Source organism: Nonomuraea sp. NPDC049421, assembly GCF_040677005.1.
Lineage (GTDB): Bacteria > Actinomycetota > Actinomycetes > Streptosporangiales > Streptosporangiaceae > Nonomuraea > Nonomuraea salmonea.
This window is the reverse complement of sequence record NZ_JBFAQA010000006.1, coordinates 274,271-293,582: the sequence shown is the minus strand read 5'-3', so window position 1 is coordinate 293,582 and position 19,312 is coordinate 274,271. Positions and strand designations below refer to the sequence as shown.

Here is a 19,312-nt window from a genome sequence, read left to right as displayed (position 1 = left end):
GGCTTGCCTTACTTCGGGGAGAGGGATCTGATGAAACCGTTGCGCGTGCTGGTCGGCGCCGTCTTGCTGGTGGGACTGGCCGCCTGCGGTGGTTCGGCGGACCCCGGTCCCGCCTCTTCGCAGAGCGCGGCGCCGTTCAGGACCGTGCGGCACGCGATGGGGGAGACGGTCATCCCCGCGCAGCCCAAGCGGGTGGTCGCGCTCGACCAGAGCTTCGTGGACGCGGTGCTGACGCTGGAGACGCCGGTCGTGGGGTACACGACGTACCGGTCGATCGACACGAAGCTGCCCGACTACCTCGGCCCGGTCGTCCAGAGCCATGGGCAGGAGGCCACCGCGGTCGGCACGCTGGAGCAGCCGAGCCTGGAGAAGATCATCGCGCTCAAGCCCGACCTGATCGTCTCGGCGAAGGTCAGGCACGAGGCGCTGTACGACCGGCTCTCGAAGATCGCCCCCACCGTGTTCAGCGAGACGACCGGGGCCATCTGGAAGGACAACCTCCGGCTCATGGGCCAGGCCCTGGGCAAGGAGGACCTCGCCGAGACCCGGATCAAGGCGTACGAGGAGCGCGCCGCCACGATCGGCGCGGAGATCAAGGAGAAGGAGGGCGAGCTGCCCACCATCTCGATCGTGCGCTTCGCCGGCGAGCCCACGACCCGCCTGTACGTCGAGAACTCCTACTCGGGCCTGGTCATGAAGGACGTCGGCTTCCGGCGCCCCGAGGGCCAGCCCACCGTCCAGGACGCCATCGCGGTGAACGTCAGCCAGGAGCGCATCAGCGACCTCGACGCCGACCACATCTTCGTGGCGACCTACCCCGACCCGGCCTCCGACGGGCCGAAGGAGAAGTTCACCGGCAACCCGCTGTGGGCCAAGCTCAAGGGAAAGAAGCACGAGGTCAGCGACCTCACCTGGATGACCGCGGTGGGCATCCAGGGGGCGCAGGCGATGCTGGACGACGTGGCCGGGCTGTTCGGCGTCGACGCTAGCCGTTGACGAAGCGGCGCAGCTCCTCAAGGTGCGGCTCGACGTCCAGGCCCTGGGCGGCCAGCCAGCCGGGGTTGCCGTAGGTGCCCTTGTAGCGGTCGCCGCTGTCGCACACCAGCGTCACGATGCTGCCCTGCTCGCCGGCCGCCCGCATCTCCTCGATGAGCTGCACGCAGGCCGCCATGTTGGTGCCGGTGGAGCCGCCGACGTCGAGCCCGGTCACCTCGCGGGTCCAGTGCATGGCGGCGATCGAGCGGGCGTCCGGCACCGCGATCATCCGGTCGATGACCGTGGGCAGGAACGACGGCTCCACGCGGGGCCGTCCGATGCCCTCGATGCGCGAGCCGGGGGCCGTGACCGTGGTGTCGCCGGAGACCCAGCTCGGGTAGAACGCCGAGCCTTCGGGATCGACGACGGCCAGGCGGGTGGGGTGGCGGCGGTAGCGGATGTAGCGGCCGATGGTCGAGGAGGTGCCGCCGGTGCCGGCGCCCACCACGATCCAGGACGGCTCGGGGTGCGGCTCCAAGGACATCTGTGAATAGATCGATTCAGCGATGTTGTTGTTGCCCCGCCAGTCGGTGGCCCGCTCGGCGTAGGTGAACTGATCCATGAAGTGGCCGCCGGTCTCGGCGGCCAGACGGTGAGATTCGTCATAGATCGCGCCGGGATCGTCAACCAAATGACATTTCCCGCCGTAGAACTCTATGAGGTGACACTTCTCCGGCGACGTGGAGGCGGGCATGACCGCGATGAACGGAAGACCGAGCAACCGGGCGAAGTACGCCTCGCTGACGGCGGTGGACCCGCTCGACGCCTCGACGATGGTCGTGGTGGGGCCGATCCAGCCGTTGGCCAGGCCGTACAGGAAGAGGGAGCGGGCCAGCCGGTGCTTCAGTGAACCGGTAGGATGCACCGACTCGTCTTTCAGATAAAGGTTTACGCCCCACTGCGGGGGCAGCGGAAAGACGTGCAGATGTGTGTCGCAACTACGGTTGGCGTCGGCCTCGACCTTGCGTATGGCCTCAGCCACCCAGTGGCGTGTACCCGTCTCATGCCGGTCCACGAATCTCATGGCCATACGCTATCCCATGTGACACTCGCCACTATTCCTGTGGAATTGGGTGGGTAGTGTTATGATAATGAGACTTGTCCGGCCGTGGACGTGACCACGCACGCCGCGAGCAGATGGACGTAACCCCTACTGACCACAGGCGGACCTCGCTAACGCGCCCCTTAGCAGGGGCTTGCGATGATGGAACCGCCGTCAGGCGGCTTGTGCCGAAACGGGGGATAGCGCAAGGGGGAATGAATTGATCACCATGACCGATGAGCAGCGACAGGATTGGTTCGAGCGGGACGTCGTGCCCGTGACGTCGCAGCTGTTCGCCTCCGCCATGCGCCTGACCCGCAACACCGCGGACGCGGAGGACCTGGTGCAGGAGACGGTGGCGAAGGCGTACACGTCGTACCACCAGTTCCGCGAGGGCACCAACCTCAAGGCCTGGCTGCACCGCATCCTCACGAACAACTTCATCAACGACTACCGCAAGAAGCAGCGCTCGCCCAAGCTGTCCGCCGCCGAGGACATCGAGGACTGGCAGCTGCACGCCGCCGAGTCGCACAGCTCCACCGGTCTGCGGTCGGCCGAGACCGAGGCGCTCGACCGGCTGCCCGACAACGTCGTCATGAACGCCCTGCGCTCCCTCCCCGAGGACTTCCGCGTGGCCGTCTACCTGGCCGACGTCGAGGGCTTCGCGTACAAGGAGATCGCCGAGCGCATGGGCACGCCCATCGGCACCGTGATGTCGCGGCTGCACCGCGGCCGCCGCCAGCTTCGGGGGATGCTGGAGGAGTACGCCCGCGAGGAGGGCGCTGTACGCCTGCCCGCGCAGCGGGCCGCCTGACTCACGTCTTTGCCCTCAGATGGAGGCGGACCCGTAACAGGCCGTCCTCCGCGCGCAGATCCACCAAGTCGCACAACTGCCTGCTGATCCAGAGCCCGTATCCCCGAGGGGATTCGGGCTCCGGTGGTATGTAACCGGGCAGCGGGTCGTCCAGCGCGCCTCCCGGGTCGGCGATCTCGCAGATCAGCTCGCCCTCACGCATCCACATCGCGACCGTGCCGTGGCCGGCGCCGTGCTCGACGCTGTTGGCGGCGATCTCCGACACGCTGATCACCAGCGAGGTGATGAGGTCGTGGTCCATGCCCGCCGCCCTGGCGTAGTCGCCGACGCTCTGGCGCAGGCGTTTCAGCTCGCGTCCCGTGAAGCGGAAGATCCGGGCGTCGGGGGCGGGCGGGGGCAGGGGCGCGTGGTCGTCGTCGAACGCGAGGTCCTGGGGGTGGACGAAGCGGGTGCTCGTCACCTCGCCGTCGGACCCGAGCAGCACCGGGTGATTGACCGGGCCGTACTCCACGACGAGCTCGGGGGCCCTGCGCACGTCGTAGAGGCACATCACGATCGCGGCCGCGCGGTGCAGGGCGGCGTTGAGCACCGAGTCGCACCGGATCAGCTCTCTGACGTCGCGCTCGCTCCTGTCCGTCCAGGCCGGCTCGCCGATCACCAGCGTGGGCCGGCCGCGGGTGTAGTCGTGGTAGGCGGCCAGCATCCGGTACGGATGGGCGTACCAGGCGGCGGGGTTGCGGCTGTCGATGCGGCCGGCGTCGGGCCCGAGCGCCGCGGTCAGCAGGCCGAGCTTGGCGGCGCCGGTGACGACCAGCACGCGCCTGCCTTCGTCCAGCGCGGAACGCACGCGCGGCACGGTCAGAGTCACGAAGGACTCCTCCGAGGAGTACGGCACCGCGACGTGCTTCAACGACCCACCATCGGAACGTGCCCGGTCAGGGCGCACGGGCGAAACGTAGCAAGGCTAGGGGTGCTGTGCAACGGCTATGAGCGCCACCGCGGTCAGCGCGCAGACGACGCCGGTGATCTGGACGGTACGCAACCGCTCACCGAGCACCCGGTTGGCGAGCAGCAGCGTGCTGGCGGGATAGAGCGAGACGAGCACCGCGACCAGGCTGAGCAGGCCGTCGCGCTGGGCGAGCAGATAGAGCACGTTGGCCGCCATGTCGAGCACGCCGGCCGCCGCGATGACGCCCAGCGAGCCCGGCACCGGCCTGAGCCCGCGCCTGGTCAGCAGGGCCAGCAGGGCGACGACCGACACCGACGACAGGCGGGCGCCGACCAGCGGCCACATGCCGGCGTCGTCGGGCGCCATGGCGAGCAGGATGAAGAAGCCGCCGAAGCCCGCGCCGGCGGCCAGCGAGATCAGCACCGAGCGCGGCGTGACCTTCCCGCCGCCCGAGCCGTCCTGGCTGACCAGCAGCACCGCGCCGAGCGCGAGCACCACGCCGACCAGCGCCCACGGGCCGGGACGGTCGCCGGTGGCCAGGCCGAACACGACCGGCAGCGCGGCCGAGGTGACGGCGGTCGTGGGCGCCACCACGGACATCACGCCGGTGGCCAGCGCCCGGTAGAACAGCACCAGCCCGGCCGCTCCCGCGAGGCCGGAGGCGAGCCCCCAGGAGAGCGCCTGGGCGCTGTACGTGCCGGGCAGCAGCGGCAGCAGGGCGAGGACCAGCGCCAGGCCCGCCGTCTGGGAGAGCACGACGACGGAGAGCACCTGCGAGCGCCGGGTGGCCAGGCCGCCGAAGAAGTCGGCGGTGCCGTAGACGATGGCGCAGGCGGTTGCCAGGATGACGGTCACCAGGGGGAGTCCTCTCTGTTGCACTAATAGTGCAACACACAGAGTACAGTGCACTGCACGAGAGATTCACTACACTGCACTGGCATGGAAGACCCCGAGCTGATCACCCAGGCCATCGCCAACAACGTGCGCGCCCAGCGGGCCCACCGCGGGCTCACCCTCGACGCGCTGGCCGCCAGGTCGGGCGTGAGCCGGGGCATGCTCGTCCAGGTCGAGCAGGGGCGCACGAATCCCAGCGTGTCCACCCTCACCCGCATCGCCTCCGCGCTCGGCGTCACCGTGGCCCGGCTGGTGGAGGTGGCCGACGTGCCCATGGTGCGGGTCGTCCAGAAGAGCGACGTGGTCACCTTCGACCAGGGCGACGTGCAGGCGCGGCTGCTGGTCGGCACCGACATGCCGCTGATCCTGGAACTGTGGGACTGGCGCCTCGCCCCCGGCGAGCACCACGACGGCGACGCCCACCCGCCCGGCACCCGCGAGATGCTCACCGTCCTGCGGGGCGAGCTGACCCTGATCATGGCCGGTAAGAGCCACGTGATCGGCGAGGACGCCGCCGTGCTCTTCACCGCCGACCGGCCCCACCGCTACGCCAACCAGGGCGATGCGGACCTCAGGTTCGTCATGGCCGTGGCCGAGCCGCGCGCCGCGAACGACGCCTGAGATCCCTGATCAATAAGCGCGAAAGCCCTCCGGATGACCCGGTGGAGTTTCATGATTACTCCATGCTTTGGACGGCTGAGGCCCGTGGCTGGGTACATCCCCAGTGTGCGCCGACCGTGCTCCGCGGCCCGGTGGGCGCGACGTCGGCAGGGGGTGACGTGTGAGTGAGGCTCGAGCGGCGACGGAGAAGCTCCAGGCGGAGCTTCATGGCCTGGGCGTCACCAGCGCTTACGAGGTGGGAGACGGCGAGACCATCTCAGTGTGGATAGGGCTGGTCGTACGTTATAGAGATGGTTTTTACCGTTGGCAGGAAGGACCGGTGAAACGTCGGCATCTGGGTACGGATCCGCTTGGATGTGCCATGCGCGTGGCGCGCCGCTTCCAGGAATTGCAGGCCGATATCCCACTCTGGTGGGACGACCTGGCCAGGGAACTGCGGGGGGTGCCGGTCCAGGACTATCCATAGGCCCCCGCATGCGGCGTTCCGGGGGGAAGCATGCGCGTATGGGCCTTGCCGCTGGCCCTGCTCGCGCTGGCCATCTGCGTCACCCACGCGGTGCCGCGACGCCAGCACCAGCACATGAAGGTCACACCCATCAAGCCCGCCACCATCGACCCTGTGACGCTCGCCAAACGGCTGGTGTCGATGCAGGCGGGCTGGCCGCGCAGCCGGAACTTCGACTGCTCCAAGCTCAAGTGCGTGGCACTCACCTTCGACGACGGGCCGGGCGAGCACACCTGGCGGCTGCTCGACCTGCTGCGCAGCCGTGACGTCAGAGCCACCTTCTTCGTCATCGGCCAGATGGTCGCGGCCGACAAGGGCGGCCACACCGTACGCCGCATCGTGGACGACGGTCACGAGATCGGCAACCACTCCTGGAGCCATCCGCCGCTCGCCGAGCTGCCGCCGCACCGGGTCAAGCAGGAGCTGCGGCACACCGAGCACATCGTGCGGCAGCTCACCGGGGTGCGGATGCGGGTGATGCGGCCGCCGTACGGGTCGACCGACGAGCAGGTCGCGGCCGAGACCAGACGCGAGGGCCTGGCCCAGATCCTGTGGAACCTCGACACCCTCGACTGGCGTGACCGCGTCACCGAGACCGTCGCCGAACGGGCGTCGCACGCCAAGCCCGGCTCGATCGTGCTGCTGCACGACATCCACCGCACCACCGTGGACGCCATGCCGAAGGTGCTCGACACGCTCGCGAGGAGGGGCTTCACCTTCGTCACCGTCTCGGAGCTGTACGGCAGGACACCGTCACCGGGGAAGATGTACACGGAGCGCTGAGTTGTCGGCGGCTCGTGGCAGGCTTGACCTCATGGGATTCACCGGCTTCCCCGACGAGGCGTTCCTGTTCTACGAGGGGCTCGAGGCTGACAACTCCAAGACCTACTTCGCCCAGCACAAGCAGCTCTACGAGGAGGCCGTGCGGGCGCCCATGCTGGCGCTGGCCGACGAGCTGGGCCCGGAGTTCGGTGAGGTCCACCTGTTCCGGCCCTACCGCGACGTGCGCTTCGCCAAGGACAAGTCGCCCTACAAGACCCATCAGGGCGCCTTCGTCGGCCTGATGCCCGGCATCGGCTACTACGTCGAGCTGAGCGCGGCCGGCGTCTTCGCCGCGGGCGGCGTCTACACCGGCGCGTCCGACCAGGTGGCCCGCTATCGCGCCGCGGTCGACGAAGACCTCTCGGGCAAGCCGCTGGCGACGCTCACCGAGCGGCTGGTGACCGCGGGCTACGAGCTGATGGGCGACCGCCTCAAGACCAGGCCCAGGGGCTTCGACGACGACCATCCGCGCATCGGCCTGCTGCGTCACCGCTCGATCTACGCGGGGGTGCGGTGGGAGCCGGAGCCGTGGGTGCACACGCCCGAGGTGCGGACGCGGGTCGAGCGCTCGTGGCGCGCCTTCGGGCCGCTGGTGGAGTGGCTGTGCACGCACGTACGCGGGAGTGAGCTGTCCCGCCGCTGAAGGGTCAGCGGGGAGCGGTGATGGTCACCTGGTCGCCTTTCAGTATCCGGTCCACGGTCTGACCGGCGGCCGACGACGCGGCGGTGGTGCCGGCCGCCGGCACCAGGGCCAGAGCGGGGGCGGCGAGGCTGCGCACACTGCGCAGCGTGCGCACCCGCGCCCACGGCAGCTCGGTGAGCAGCGCGGCGGCGGCCAGGTGCAGGGCCTTGGTCATGGGCTGGGTGCCGCGCACGCGCGGGTAGAAGTAGCCGTACAGGAAGCCGAACGCCGGCAGGGTGAGCAGATAGCGGCTGTCGAAGACGAAGCTGGTCAGGTCGGCGCCTTCCGGCCAGCCGTACACGATGGCGAAGGGCAGGCTGAGCAGCAGGCTGACGGTGAACGCGGGCACCGCGTTGTGCCAGGGCGGGCAGCCCGCGGAGGTGGCGAACGCGGTCTCGGGGTGCCTTCCGTGCTCGTTCATCGCCCCCTGATTACAGCTGTTCCCATGACAACATCTCTTGACGACGCGACCCGGAAGGGCTTTTTCATCGCAGGTGGCCGAGCCGCCACGTTGACTGCCGTCACTGACCAGGAAGCCGCGCTTCGCCGGCATAAAGCAAACGAAACGCGGCTTGCGGGAAAAGCGCGTCAGGCGCGCTTGGCACGGGCCGCGGCCCGGCCGCGCGTGGCACCGTCGAGCACGACCTTGCGGATGCGTACGTGGTCGGGCGTGATCTCCACGCACTCGTCCTCGCGGATGAACTCCAGCGCCTGCTCCAGCGACAACACCCGCGGCGGGATCACCTTCTCGGTCTCCTCGCTCGTGGAGGAGCGCATGTTGGTGAGCTTCTTCTCCTTGGTGATGTTGACGTCCATGTCGTCGGAGCGGGAGTTCTCGCCGATGATCATGCCCTCGTAGACCTCGGTGCCGGGCGAGACGAACAGCGTGCCGCGCTCCTGGAGGTTGAGCATCGCGAACGCGGTGACCGGGCCCGACCTGTCGGCGACCAGCGAGCCGTTGTTGCGGGTGCGCAGCTCGCCGAACCACGGCTCGTAGGAGTCGAACACGTGGTGCACCAGGCCCGTGCCACGGGTCTCGGTGAGGAACTCGGTGCGGAAGCCGATCAGCCCGCGCGCCGGCACCACGAACTCCATGCGGATCCAGCCGGTGCCGTGGTTGGTCATGTGCTCCATGCGGCCCTTGCGCACGGCCAGGAGCTGGGTGACCGCGCCCAGGTATTCCTCGGGGCAGTCGACCGTCAGCCGCTCGACCGGCTCGTGCACCTTGCCGTCGACGACCTTGGTGACCACCTGCGGCTTGCCGACCGTCAGCTCGTAGCCCTCGCGGCGCATCTGCTCGACCAGGATGGCCAGCGCCAGCTCGCCGCGGCCCTGCACCTCCCAGGCGTCGGGGCGGTCGGTGGGCAGCACGCGCAGCGAGACGTTGCCGACCAGCTCCTTCTCCAGCCGGTCCTTCACCATGCGGGCGGTCACCTTCGAGCCCTTGACCTTGCCGACCAGCGGCGAGGTGTTGGTGCCGATGGTCATCGAGATGGCCGGCTCGTCGACGGTGATCAGCGGCAGCGGGCGCGGGTCGTCGGGGTCGGCCAGCGTCTCGCCGATCATGATCTCGGGGATGCCGGCGATCGCGATGATGTCGCCGGGGCCCGCCTCCTCGGCCGGCTTGCGCTCCAGCGCCTGCGTCATCAGCAGCTCGGTGATCTTCACCCGCTGGATCGACCCGTCGGTGCGGCACCACGCCACCTGCTGGCCCTTGCGCATGACGCCCTGGTGGATGCGGCACAGCGCGATGCGGCCGAGGTAGGAGGAGGCGTCGAGGTTGGTGACGTGGGCCTGCAGCGGCGCGCTCGGGTCGTAGGTGGGCGCGGGGATCGTCGACTTGATGATGTCGAACAGCGGCTCGAGGTCCTCGGAGTCGGGCATGCCGCCGTCGTCGGGACGCTCCATCGAGGCCCGCCCGGCCTTGGCCGAGGCGTAGACGATCGGGAAGTCGATCTGCTCCTCGGTGGCGTCGAGGTCCATGAACAGCTCGTAGACCTCGTCGACGACCTCTTTGATGCGGGCGTCGGGCCGGTCGACCTTGTTGATGCACAGGATGACCGGCATCTTCGCGGCCAGCGCCTTGCGCAGCACGAACCGCGTCTGCGGCAGCGGCCCCTCGGACGCGTCGACCAGCAGCACCACTCCGTCGACCATCGACAGCCCGCGCTCGACCTCGCCGCCGAAGTCGGCGTGGCCCGGCGTGTCGATGATGTTGATGGTCATGCCGCCGTGCTGGACGGCGGTGTTCTTCGCGAGAATGGTGATGCCCTTCTCGCGCTCGAGGTCGTTGGAGTCCATGACGCGGTCGTCGACGTCCTGGTTGGCGCGGAAGGCCCCGGACTGCCAGAGCATGGCGTCGACCAGCGTGGTCTTGCCATGGTCGACGTGCGCGATGATCGCGATGTTCCGCAGGTCGTCGCGGCTGTTCAAAGGCATGATGACGTCTCGCTCTGTGTCGTGGGGGCGGCCGCGCGAAGTCGCGACCTCATAAGTCTAGTTGATCCCCTCGGCTGGCAGGCGCGAGCCGGGAACCTCCGCGACGGACCGCGACTACATAGCGGCCTGCACAATCCTGCGCATGGCAAGTGCGGCCCGGATCCCTAGATTGGCGGCATGACCTGGACAGAGCTCGTGATGGCGGCGGCACCGATGCAGGGCGATCAGCCGGCGGTGAGCGACGTCAGGACCGGCGAGGTGCTGTCCTACGCGGCCTTCGCCAGACGGGTGACCAGAGCGGCGGCCGGGCTGCAGGCACAGGGGCTGCGTTACGGCGAGCGGGTGCTCGTCGACGTCCCGCTGGGCGCGGCCCTGCCGGTGGCGGTGCACGCGGTGGCCTGGGCGGGCGGCATCGCCGTGCTCGGCAGCCACGGCGAGTCGCGCATCTCGATCACCTACGACCGCTACGACCCGGCCGCGGTCAAGGCCGACCTCGTCTTCTCCTTCCGTCCCGTCGCGGGGGCGAGGCCGTTCAGCGAGCTGGTGGGGCCGGCGGCGGTCGAGTTCGGCCCGCTGGCCGGGCCCGCGCTCACACTCGACGGGGCCCGGCTGCTCGACAACGCCGAGCTGGCGACCGACCTGCGCAGGCTCGCCACCCGCCTGGTCGTCGGCAAGGACGACGTGCTGATCAGCGCGGTCAGCGAGCCGTTCCGCGGCCTGCGCACGATCGATTTAGCGATGACGGCGGGCGCCCACGTCGTGGTGGCCCACGAGCCGAGCCTGGTGGGCTGCCGGGTGCTGGCGCAGGAGCGGCGGGCCACGGTGGTCGTCGCGCCTTACGACCTGGCCAGGAGGCTGCTGGGCGACCCCACCCTGCGGGTCGTCGACGAAAGGGCGGTCGTCAGTTCGCTTGGCCTGTGAAAAGTGCGACACTGTGCGAGAGTGTGATCCTTCCGCGACGCAGGGTGAGCACATGCCAGATTCCCCCCGGCACAACCTGCCGGTCGAGCCCAACCGGTTCGTCGGACGCGAGCGTGACCTCGACGACCTGCGCGAGCTGATCGGCGAGACGCGCGTGGTGACGCTGTGCGGGGTGGGCGGCATCGGCAAGACCCGGCTGGCCCTGCGGGTCGCGGCCGGGCTCGTGCCGTCCTTTCCCGGTGGCGTCTGGCTGGTCGAGCTGGCCAGGATCGCCCGGCCCGAGCTGGTCGAGCGGGAGGTCGCCCAGGTGCTCGGCGTGGCGGAGGAGCAGGGCGCCCCGCTGCTCGACACCGTCACCGCCCGGCTGCGCGACCAGCGCTGCCTGCTGCTGCTCGACAACTGCGAGCACCTCGTCGACAGGTCGGCGCAGGTCGCGGCGGCGCTGGTGTCGGCCTGCCCGTCGCTGCGGGTGCTGGCCACCAGTCGTGAGCCGCTGCGCATCGCCAGCGAGCTGATCTGGCGGGTGCCGCCGCTCGACGTGCCGGAGGAGGCCACGGCCGACGCCGAGTCCGTGCGGCTGTTCCTCGACCGGGCGGCGGCGGCCGGCACCCGGCTGGGGCCCGAGAGCCTGCCCGACGTGGTGCGCCTGTGCCGGGCGCTCGACGGGCTGCCGCTGGCGATCGAGCTGGCCGCGGCCCGTACGACCGTGCTGAGCCCCGCCCGCATAGCGGGCCGCCTCGACGACCGCTTCTCGCTGCTGACCACCGGCGGGCGCACGGCCCCCGCCAGGCAGCGCACGCTGCTCGCGACCGTCGAGTGGAGCTACGACCTGCTCTCGCCCGGCGAGCAGGTGCTGCTGCGGCGGCTGTCGGTGTTCGCCGGCGACTTCGACCTGGAGCTGGCCGAGCGGGTGTGCGCGGCGCCGCCCATCGCGGCCGACGAGATCCTCGACCTGCTCGGCGGCCTGGTGGACAAGTCACTGGTGCTCTGCGACGGCGCCCGCGGCCGCTACTGGATGCTGGAGACCATCAAGCGGTACGCGCTCGAACGCCTCGACCGGGCGGGCGAGCGCGGCGCGCTGCGCGAGCGGCACCTGCGCGTGCTCTGCGACCTGATGGAGCGTCACTTCGCCGTCGAGATGGTGGAGCCCAGGCAGCCGTGGTCGCGCCGGCTGGCGGCGGCCAGGGCGAGCCGCGGCCTGATGGACGACCAGCGGCTGGCGCTCGACTGGGCCGCCGAGTCCGGCAACGTGGTCATGGGGCTGCGGCTGTGCCGGACGAGCACGGGCCTGCTGCCGCTGGGCGGCGACGTGACGGAGATCGTCGGCTGGGTCGAGCGGCTGCTCTCGCTCGACACCGGTGACGTGCCGGCCGAGGAGGTCGCCCACTCGCAGGCGTACCTCGCCTATGGTCTCGAAGCACGCGACGAGCTGGGCAGGTCGCTGGAGATGGCCGGGCGCAGCCTGGCCGGGCTGCCTCCCGACCAGGTGTTCCCGCGCTGCGTCATGCACAGCCTCATGGTCGTGGTGCTGCTGCGCATGGGCCGCGCGGAGGAGGCGCTGCACCACGCGGAGGATGGCCTGGCGCTGGCAGTCGGCTCGGGCGACACCTGGAACCAGGCGGCGGGCCTCGCGGGGCTGTCGGCGGTGGCGCTGGTCCGCGGCCGGCTGCGCGAGGCGCAGCGGCTCGGCGAGGACGCGCTGGCGCGGGCGCGCGAGCACGGCCACCGCTGGATCATGGCGCGCACCGCCGCCCAGCTCGGCTCCGTGGCCGAGGCCAGGGGTGACCTGGTGACCGCCAAGAAGCAGTACGAGCGGGCCGTGCCGTGGCTGCGCGAGCTGGGCGGCGGCCTGGAGCTGGCGCGTTGCCTGGCCAGGATCGGCCGGGTGGCGGCGCTGCTGCACGAGTTCGGCGTGGCCCGCGAGCGGCTGGCCGCCAGTCTCGCCCTGGGCCGGGCGACCGGGCAGCGGCAGGGGGTGGCGCGCTGCCTGGTGGGGCTGTCGGTGCTGGCCGAGTGCGAGGGCGACCTCGAGGGCGCGGTGCTGGCGGCCGCGGCGGCGGCCGTCCTGCGCGAGTCGATCGGCCAGCACGCGGCCACGAGGAGGATCGAAGAGCTGCTCGGCCGGGCCAGGACCAAGCTGGGCGAGGGCCGCACCACCGCGCTGTGGTCGCGGGGGCGGGCGATACGCCCGTACGACGCGGCGCGCCACGTGCTGGAGGGCGCGCGGCCACCGGCGGCGGCGCCCGCGCCGGCCGAGCCGGTCAGGCGCTCGCTGCTGACCGCCCGCGAGCTGGAGATCGCCGGCCTGCTCACCCGCGGCCTGTCCAACCGGGCGATCGCCGAGGAACTGGTGATCAGCCCGGCCACGGTGGCCCGCCACATCGCCAACATCATGGAGAAACTGGGCTACACCTCGCGGGCGCAGATCGCGGTGTGGGCGGCGGAACAGCCCAGGTCCGTCCAGTAAGGGGAGCGGCCGCTTCTGCATACGGATCTGCATATTCCGCCCCATGTGTGCACAGGTCACCCTCCTTACGGTGTTCCCCATGGATGAGCGCATCGTGATGGTGGATTCCGGCACCGGCCTGAAGCTCACCGAGGAGCAGCTGGACGAGCGGTCCGCGGTCGCGGCCGTCCAGCTGCGGCGCAGCGGGGTGCGCGCGGGTGACACCGTGCTCATCTGCCTGCCGGTCGGGCCCGACCTGCTGGTGGCGACCGATGCGGTGATCGCCGCGGGCGGCGTGGTGTGGCCGCTGCCCGCCCATCTCGACGCGGCCGAGCTGCGCCGGCGCATCCTGGACAGCGGCGCCCGGGTGATGATCTCCAACGTCCGCGAGGCGCTCGACGCGGCCGAGGAGTCGCGGGTGCGGATCGTGGTGAGCATGGCCGATCTGGTGCCGCGGCACCCCTGAGCTGGAGGGTCGCGCGAGGACCGGGGGACGGCGAATCTAAGCTCGTGTCATGCCGTTCGCGCCCAGCTTCCCCGTCATGCTCAGAACCGAGGACGGCGTCCGCATCGACGCCGCGCACACTCCCTCCACCAGCACCGATCTCGGCATCGTCGTGGCGCACGGCTTCACCGGCTCGTGGCGGGAGCGCAGCGCCCGCCGCATCGTCCACGTGCTGAGCCGCTACGGCGGCGTGGTGGCCTTCGACTTCAGGGGCCACGGCCGCTCGGGCGGCGAGACCACGGTCGGCGACCTGGAGATCCTCGACGTGGAGGCGGCGGTCAGGCACGCCAGGGTGGTCGGCTACCGGCGGGTCGCGGTGGTGGGCTTCTCCATGGGCGCGGCGGTGGCCGTGCGGCACGCGGGGCTGCGCGGCGGCGTGGACGCGGTGGTCGCGGTGAGCGGCCCGGCCCGCTGGTACTACCGGGGCACACGGCCGATGCGGCAGGTGCACTGGGCGATCGAGCAGCCGGTCGGCCGGTGGGCGGCCAGGGTGGCCAAGCGCACCCGCATCGCGCGCGGGCAGTGGGACCCGATCCCGATGCCGCCGCACGAGGCGGCCGGGCTCATCTCGCCGGTGCCGCTGCTGATCGTGCACGGCGACGCCGACCACTTCTTCCCGCTGGATCACGCCCAGCAGCTGTACGCGGGCGCCAAGGAGCCGAAGGAGCTGTGGGTGGAGCCCGGCTTCGGGCACGCGGAGTCGGCGGCGAGCCCCGATCTCATCCGCCGGATCGGCAAGTGGCTGACAACTCACCCTTCCTGAGTAATACCCGTCATCCTGCGGCGTACGGATGGAAACCGCCGGGAGAAAGTCTCCGGGGGAACAAAGCGTCGTTGCGCTTGCCGTGGGACATACTGCTGTGGTCGGTCCGTAGCGGTCGCGTCACGCACGGTGCTCCGCCGCCGGCGGGACCTAGCGTCGCGGGGGCGCGCTAGGTCCGCCCGAGAGGGGCCTCCGGGGGGGAGGCCCCTCTCAGGCACGGCCTCAGCCCAGGCGGGCGATCGTCTTGTACTCCAGGTAGCCGTTGAGCCCCTCGGGGCCCAGCTCGCGGCCGATGCCGCTGGCCTTGTAGCCGCCGAAGGGGGCGTTCGTCTCCAGCATGAAGCAGTTCACCCCGTACGTCCCCGTACGCACCTGGCGGGCCACCTCCATGCCGTGCTCGGAGTCGGCCGTCCACACCGTGCCGGCCAGGCCGTAGTCGCTGTCGTTGGCGATGCGTACGGCGTCGGCCTCGTCCTCGTACGGGATGACCGCGAGCACCGGCCCGAAGATCTCCTCCCTGGCGATCCGCATGTCGTTGGAGACGCCCGCGAAGACGGTGGGGGAGACATACCAGCCCTTGTCGCGCGGGCGGTCGAGGCCGCCGACGACGACCTTGGCGCCCTCCTCCATGCCGACCCTGATGTAGCCTTCGACGCGGTCCTGCTGCCGCTTGGCGACGAGCGGGCCGATGCCGGTGGCGGGGTCGGCGGGGTCGCCGACGGGCTGCGAGGTGACCATGCCGGCGATGGCGTCCACGACCTCGTCGTAGCGCTGCCGGGAGGCGAGGATGCGGGTCTGGGCCACGCACGCCTGCCCGTTGTTCATCAGCGAGGCCATCGACAGGAAGCCCATGCTGGCGTTCAGGTCGGCGTCGTCGAGGATGATCGCGGCGGACTTGCCGCCCAGCTCCAGGCTGACCCGCTTGAGCTGCTCGCCGCAGATGGCGGCGATGCGCCGGCCGGCGGCGGTGGAGCCGGTGAAGGCGACCTTGTCCACGCCGGGGTGCGAGACGAGGTGCTCGCCGGCCTCGCGGCCGGCCGCCACGATGTTGAGCACGCCGGCCGGCACACCGGCCTCGGCCGCCCACTCGGCCAGCAGGTACGCGTCGAGCGGCGTCTCAGGCGCGGGCTTGAGCACGATCGTGCACCCGGCGAGCAGCGCGGGCGCGACCTTGGTCATGGTGACGAACTGGGGCACGTTCCACGGCACCACGGCCGCCACGACGCCGACGGGCTCCCTGCGCACGGTGATCGGCCCGAAGATGCCGGGCCGCTGCTCCTCCTGCTCGAACGTCTTGCCCAGCTCGGCGTAGAACTGCAGCATGCCGAGCGGCTGCGGCGCCTGGGCGAGGTTGGAGAAGGTGATCGGCGAGCCCATCTCCTCGGTGATGAGCTGGGCCATCTCGCCCTGCCGCTCGTTGTAGATCGCGGCCAGCCGGCCGATCACCTCGGCCCGCTCGGCGAACGTCATGCGCGGCCAGGGCCCGTGGTCGAACGCCTCGCGGGCGGCGGCGACGGCGCGGTCCATGTCCTGGGGGGTGCCGTCGGGCACCCGGCCGACGACCTCCTCGGTGTGGGGGGAGATGACGTCGATCGTCCCGGTGCCCGCTGGGGCCACCCATTCGCCCCCGATGAACAGCGTGTCGTGCTGGCGCATGACGTGGACCTCCTGCTTGACCGAATGCTTGCTTGCTCCAGGTGTGCCTCAAGGTGACCGAACCATGTTCTGTCCGTGCACGCAAGAGGGGTGCGGCGCGGGGCCGCACCCCTCGAAGGGCTCTAACGCGAGGGGCCGAGCAGGTGCCGCATGGACCTCTTGAGCAGGTCCGTACGCGCCGCCTGATCGGTCACGCTCTCCACGCCGAAGCCGAGGTAGACGGTGTCCTCCGTGGTGACGCCGCCGCCCTCCTCGAAGACCTGGTCCGTACGGAACCAGTTGTTGATCGACGGCGAGGTGCCCTGGGGCGGCGCGCCCACGGCCCAGCCGCCGAGGTCGCTCTCGAACGAGGTGGTCTCATCCGCCGCGCCGTCCAGGGTCACCGTGACGTCGTCGAGGAAGACGCCCGCGCCCTGGGTGGCCCAGTCGCTGATGTACGAGATCGACACCTCGACCTGCCTGCCCGCGTACGGGGTCAGGTCGACGCGCCACTGCTGCCAGCCCGCCGAGTTGCCCGACGCCGCGTGCCAGGCGCCCGAGCTGCCGGTCGGCTCGCAGTCCACGCCCTGGTAGCGCTGCGTGAACGGGTGGATCGTGCGCCAGCCGCCGCTGTTCTCGACCAGGCAGCTGTCACCGACCTCCTGGGTGGTGTGGCCGTTGGCGTCCGGCAGCGTGGTCCAGTCGTCACCGCCCGCCGTCCTGGCCTCGACGGTCAGGAAGTCCCAGTGGAACTCGGTGTCGTACGACGTCCAGAACGAGAGCTCGCCACTCGTCCTGCCGGTGAGGTCGATCGTCGTGGTCAGCCGCTTCCAGGAGACGTCCGCGATGCCGCTGTAGACGTCCCAGGAGCCGGTGTGCGGGTCGAACGGACCACCTGGCCTGCCCCACTTCACCGGGGCCGAGCTGGCGAACCTGGGGAACCGCGCGGCGGGCAGCACCGCGGAGGTGGCCACGAACGAGTTGGTGTGGGTCTGCTCCAGCGTGGCGGCGAAGCCGTCGAACGCGCCGCCCGCTCCGGTCAGCGGGTACGGCTGCCCGGTCGCCTGGTCGGTGCCCGCGTCGTCGAAGAACACGTACGCGCCCAGCCAGTACTGCTGGAAGTCGTTGAACACCGGGATGCAGGGCGGGTCGTCGGGCACCGTGCACTCCGGGTTGCCCGGCTGGTCGGGCTCGTAGTAGTAGGAGCCGTTGAAGTTGGCCGCGTACGACGGGTACTTCCCGGCGTGCAGCAGCTTGCCGCCCTCGTTGAGGTAGTCGCGCACGGCCAGCTCGGTGTCCACGCCGGCCTTCGACGTGGTGCCCGGCACCTGGCCCTCCGACCTCGGGATGATGTCGTCGCCGGTCTCCCACACCACCGCCTTGTAGTGGCTGAGCACGCCGAGCGGGTGCGGGGCCTTACGTCCCATCTTGTCCATGTCGTACACGTCGGTGCTGTAGCCGGCGGCCTTGAGCGCGGCGGTGTAGACGCCGGCGTACTTGGCCTCGGTGCCCTCCTGGGCGGGGCTGGGGCCGGTGACGTCCTCGGCGGCGAGCACCAGCACCTTGCCGCCGATGTCGGAGGCGACCGTGTAGGTGAAGCTGCCGCTCTTCTTGCCGATCGAGGTGAACCAGACCTTCACCTCGTCGCCCGGCTCGGTGCCGGTGATCGTGCCGCGCAGGCGGTGGTAGTAGCGGTCGTAGCCCTTGCCGTACCGCTCGCCGCCCTTCCACTCCTTGGTCCCGGTGGTCTTCGTCCTGCCGCCGTTGACCTGGTAGTTGAGGAAGACGGGGCCGAGCTTGCGCTTGGCGTTGACCTGGACGACCTGGTTCCTGCCGTGGCTGACCTCGAACGGGTCGAGCACGAAGTCGGGCGTCCTGTTGCCCAGGTGGCTGACCGGCTCGACCGGGTTGACCGCCGACTTCGCCACGTCGAGCGCGAACGGCAGGTTCTTCTCGAACTCGGCCTGCACCAGCGCCTCGTCGTCGGGGAAGACGAAGCCGCAGCCGTCGCAGCCCTCGTTCAGTTCGGGCGTCCACGACAAAGTCCCGTACCTGGCGTGGGCGTGGTCGTTGGTGTCGCCGTTGGTGGTGTAGAGCTCGGCGCCCAGGTCGGGGTCGAAGCCGGGGACGGCCGGCCGGGTGTCGTCGCCGGTCAGCGCCTCGTAGATGGGGTTGTCCGCGGTCTCCGTGGCGATCTGGAAGCCGCTCGGGTAGAGCAGCAGCGGCCCGTAGGAGTGGTAGTTGAGCTGCGTCTCGAACCCGACCCGGCGCAGCAGGCCGTCCATGGCCCTGGTCTCCGGCTCGCTGGCCGGGCCTGCGCCGCGGTAGGTCTCGCTGCTCGGGATGCTCGACGAGCCCTCCTCGTCGTAGTGGAAGTTCGTCGGGAAGTTGCGGTTGGGGTCGACGCCGTCGCCCGTCGTGATCTGGCCGTCGCCGTTCACGTCGCGCAGGTTCTTGCGCCACAGGCGGTTGCCCTCGGTGAAGGTGAAGTCGTAGCCGTCGGGGTTGGCGACGGGGACGAACCACAGCTCGACCTTGTTGAGCAGGTCGCGCAGCTTCGACTTGTTCGCGACCACGTACGTGAGCAGCCGCATGTCGACCTCGGTCGCGATCCACTCGCGGGCGTGCTGGGTGGCCGAGTAGAGCGTCGCGGGCTTGAGGCCGTCGGGCAGCAATCGGGCTCCCGTGGTGACCTTGGCGGCGAGGATGTCCTGGCCGCGCAGGGTCTTGCCGATCGACTGGACCTTGACGACGTCCTTGTGGGCGTTGGCGATCGCCTTGAGCTGGTCGGCGATGCCGCCGCGCTCGGAGTAGGAACGGAACACGGCGTAACCGCCGGTGGCCTGCGCCCGCGCGGCCTCCAGCTGGGTCTGGCCCTGAGCGTTGCGCACGGGCTCCGGGCGGTGGCCGAGCTTGGCCAGGGCGTCCAGGTCCGTACGGTCGGCGGTCAGTTCGATGTGCTCCTTGCCGTCCGCGTTCTCCTGCTGGACGACGTCGAAGCCCTTCTCTCTGAGCTGCTGCGCGGTGCCCGGCGGGCTGTCGAGCTCGTACAGCTCGATGCGGTCGCTGGGCGGCAGGGGGGCCACGGCCGCGTGCGCGGGCGGTGTGACCACCACGACGGACGTGCCCAGGCCGAGGGTGACGGCCGCGGTGAGCTTCAGTAATCGAGACACGGTCTGCCCCTTCGCAGAGACGGGAATCGATCGCCATCTCAGACCTTTGGAGCGCTCCCGGGAAGG

The 19,312-nt window shown here is 70.5% G+C and carries 16 protein-coding genes; 9 read left to right on the top strand and 7 right to left on the bottom strand.

Annotation, left to right across the window (positions count from 1 at the left end; all coding sequences use genetic code 11):
• The first annotated feature begins 30 nt into the window (after positions 1 to 30).
• Positions 31 to 996 (top strand): iron-siderophore ABC transporter substrate-binding protein, encoded by a 966-nt coding sequence (locus AB0K18_RS13535; RefSeq protein WP_364914228.1) that lies wholly within the window; start codon positions 31 to 33, stop codon positions 994 to 996.
• Here the strand turns inward: AB0K18_RS13535 and AB0K18_RS13530 are convergent.
• Positions 986 to 2,059, bottom strand: coding sequence for a PLP-dependent cysteine synthase family protein (locus tag AB0K18_RS13530; RefSeq protein ID WP_364914227.1), 1,074 nt, complete (start codon positions 2,057 to 2,059; stop codon positions 986 to 988). The two genes, AB0K18_RS13535 and AB0K18_RS13530, sit on opposite strands and share 11 nt — an antisense overlap.
• Before the next feature lie 247 nt (positions 2,060 to 2,306).
• On the opposite strand from AB0K18_RS13530, the gene AB0K18_RS13525 reads away from it, so the two are divergent.
• Positions 2,307 to 2,891 (top strand): sigma-70 family RNA polymerase sigma factor, encoded by a 585-nt coding sequence (locus AB0K18_RS13525; protein WP_345389138.1) that lies wholly within the window; start codon positions 2,307 to 2,309, stop codon positions 2,889 to 2,891.
• A 1-nt stretch (position 2,892) separates the two neighbouring features.
• Here the strand turns inward: AB0K18_RS13525 and AB0K18_RS13520 are convergent, their stop codons facing one another.
• Together AB0K18_RS13520 and AB0K18_RS13515 are read right to left on the bottom strand one after the other, a co-directional pair.
• Positions 2,893 to 3,801, bottom strand: coding sequence for a sensor histidine kinase (locus AB0K18_RS13520; protein ID WP_364914225.1), 909 nt, complete (start codon positions 3,799 to 3,801; stop codon positions 2,893 to 2,895).
• A 54-nt stretch (positions 3,802 to 3,855) separates the two neighbouring features.
• On the bottom strand, positions 3,856 to 4,695 hold the full coding sequence (locus AB0K18_RS13515; protein ID WP_364914223.1) for a DMT family transporter: 840 nt from the start codon (positions 4,693 to 4,695) through the stop codon (positions 3,856 to 3,858).
• Positions 4,696 to 4,779: 84 nt separating this feature from the next.
• On the opposite strand from AB0K18_RS13515, the gene AB0K18_RS13510 reads away from it, so the two are divergent.
• From AB0K18_RS13510 to AB0K18_RS13500, 3 genes are all read left to right on the top strand, one after another.
• Positions 4,780 to 5,355, top strand: a complete 576-nt coding sequence (locus AB0K18_RS13510) for an XRE family transcriptional regulator (RefSeq protein ID WP_364914221.1) — start codon at positions 4,780 to 4,782, stop codon at positions 5,353 to 5,355.
• A 496-nt stretch (positions 5,356 to 5,851) separates the two neighbouring features.
• Positions 5,852 to 6,643, top strand: coding sequence for a polysaccharide deacetylase family protein (locus tag AB0K18_RS13505; RefSeq protein ID WP_364914219.1), 792 nt, complete (start codon positions 5,852 to 5,854; stop codon positions 6,641 to 6,643).
• Between the two features lie 31 nt (positions 6,644 to 6,674).
• Positions 6,675 to 7,325, top strand: coding sequence for a DUF2461 domain-containing protein (locus AB0K18_RS13500; protein WP_364914218.1), 651 nt, complete (start codon positions 6,675 to 6,677; stop codon positions 7,323 to 7,325).
• 4 nt (positions 7,326 to 7,329) lie between these two features.
• On the opposite strand, the gene AB0K18_RS13495 is transcribed toward AB0K18_RS13500, so the two are convergent.
• Both AB0K18_RS13495 and typA read right to left on the bottom strand, forming a co-directional pair.
• Positions 7,330 to 7,785 (bottom strand): hypothetical protein, encoded by a 456-nt coding sequence (locus AB0K18_RS13495; protein ID WP_364914216.1) that lies wholly within the window; start codon positions 7,783 to 7,785, stop codon positions 7,330 to 7,332.
• Positions 7,786 to 7,952: 167 nt separating this feature from the next.
• Positions 7,953 to 9,803: a translational GTPase TypA gene (typA, locus tag AB0K18_RS13490; RefSeq protein WP_364914214.1), complete on the bottom strand. Its 1,851-nt coding sequence runs from the start codon at positions 9,801 to 9,803 to the stop codon at positions 7,953 to 7,955.
• Between the two features lie 177 nt (positions 9,804 to 9,980).
• Here typA and AB0K18_RS13485 point away from each other — a divergent pair, with 177 nt between their 5' ends.
• From AB0K18_RS13485 to AB0K18_RS13470, 4 genes are all read left to right on the top strand, one after another.
• Positions 9,981 to 10,724, top strand: a complete 744-nt coding sequence (locus tag AB0K18_RS13485) for an AMP-binding protein (protein WP_364914212.1) — start codon at positions 9,981 to 9,983, stop codon at positions 10,722 to 10,724.
• A 52-nt stretch (positions 10,725 to 10,776) separates the two neighbouring features.
• A complete protein-coding gene (locus AB0K18_RS13480) occupies positions 10,777 to 13,191 on the top strand; it encodes a LuxR C-terminal-related transcriptional regulator (protein WP_364914210.1) in 2,415 nt (804 codons plus the stop codon).
• A gap of 79 nt (positions 13,192 to 13,270) precedes the next feature.
• Complete coding sequence (locus AB0K18_RS13475; protein WP_345389116.1) at positions 13,271 to 13,636, top strand: AMP-binding protein; 366 nt, start codon at positions 13,271 to 13,273, stop codon at positions 13,634 to 13,636.
• Positions 13,637 to 13,685: 49 nt separating this feature from the next.
• The gene (locus tag AB0K18_RS13470) at positions 13,686 to 14,438 is read left to right on the top strand and encodes an alpha/beta fold hydrolase (RefSeq protein ID WP_364914208.1); all 753 of its coding nucleotides are present in this window, start codon (positions 13,686 to 13,688) and stop codon (positions 14,436 to 14,438) included.
• Between the two features lie 222 nt (positions 14,439 to 14,660).
• Here the strand turns inward: AB0K18_RS13470 and AB0K18_RS13465 are convergent, their stop codons facing one another.
• Entirely contained in the window at positions 14,661 to 16,094 is a 1,434-nt protein-coding gene (locus AB0K18_RS13465; protein WP_364562010.1) for an aldehyde dehydrogenase, read from the bottom strand.
• A 122-nt stretch (positions 16,095 to 16,216) separates the two neighbouring features.
• Positions 16,217 to 19,246: a M14 family zinc carboxypeptidase gene (locus tag AB0K18_RS13460; RefSeq protein WP_364914206.1), complete on the bottom strand. Its 3,030-nt coding sequence runs from the start codon at positions 19,244 to 19,246 to the stop codon at positions 16,217 to 16,219.
• Between the last annotated feature and the right edge of the window lie 66 nt (positions 19,247 to 19,312).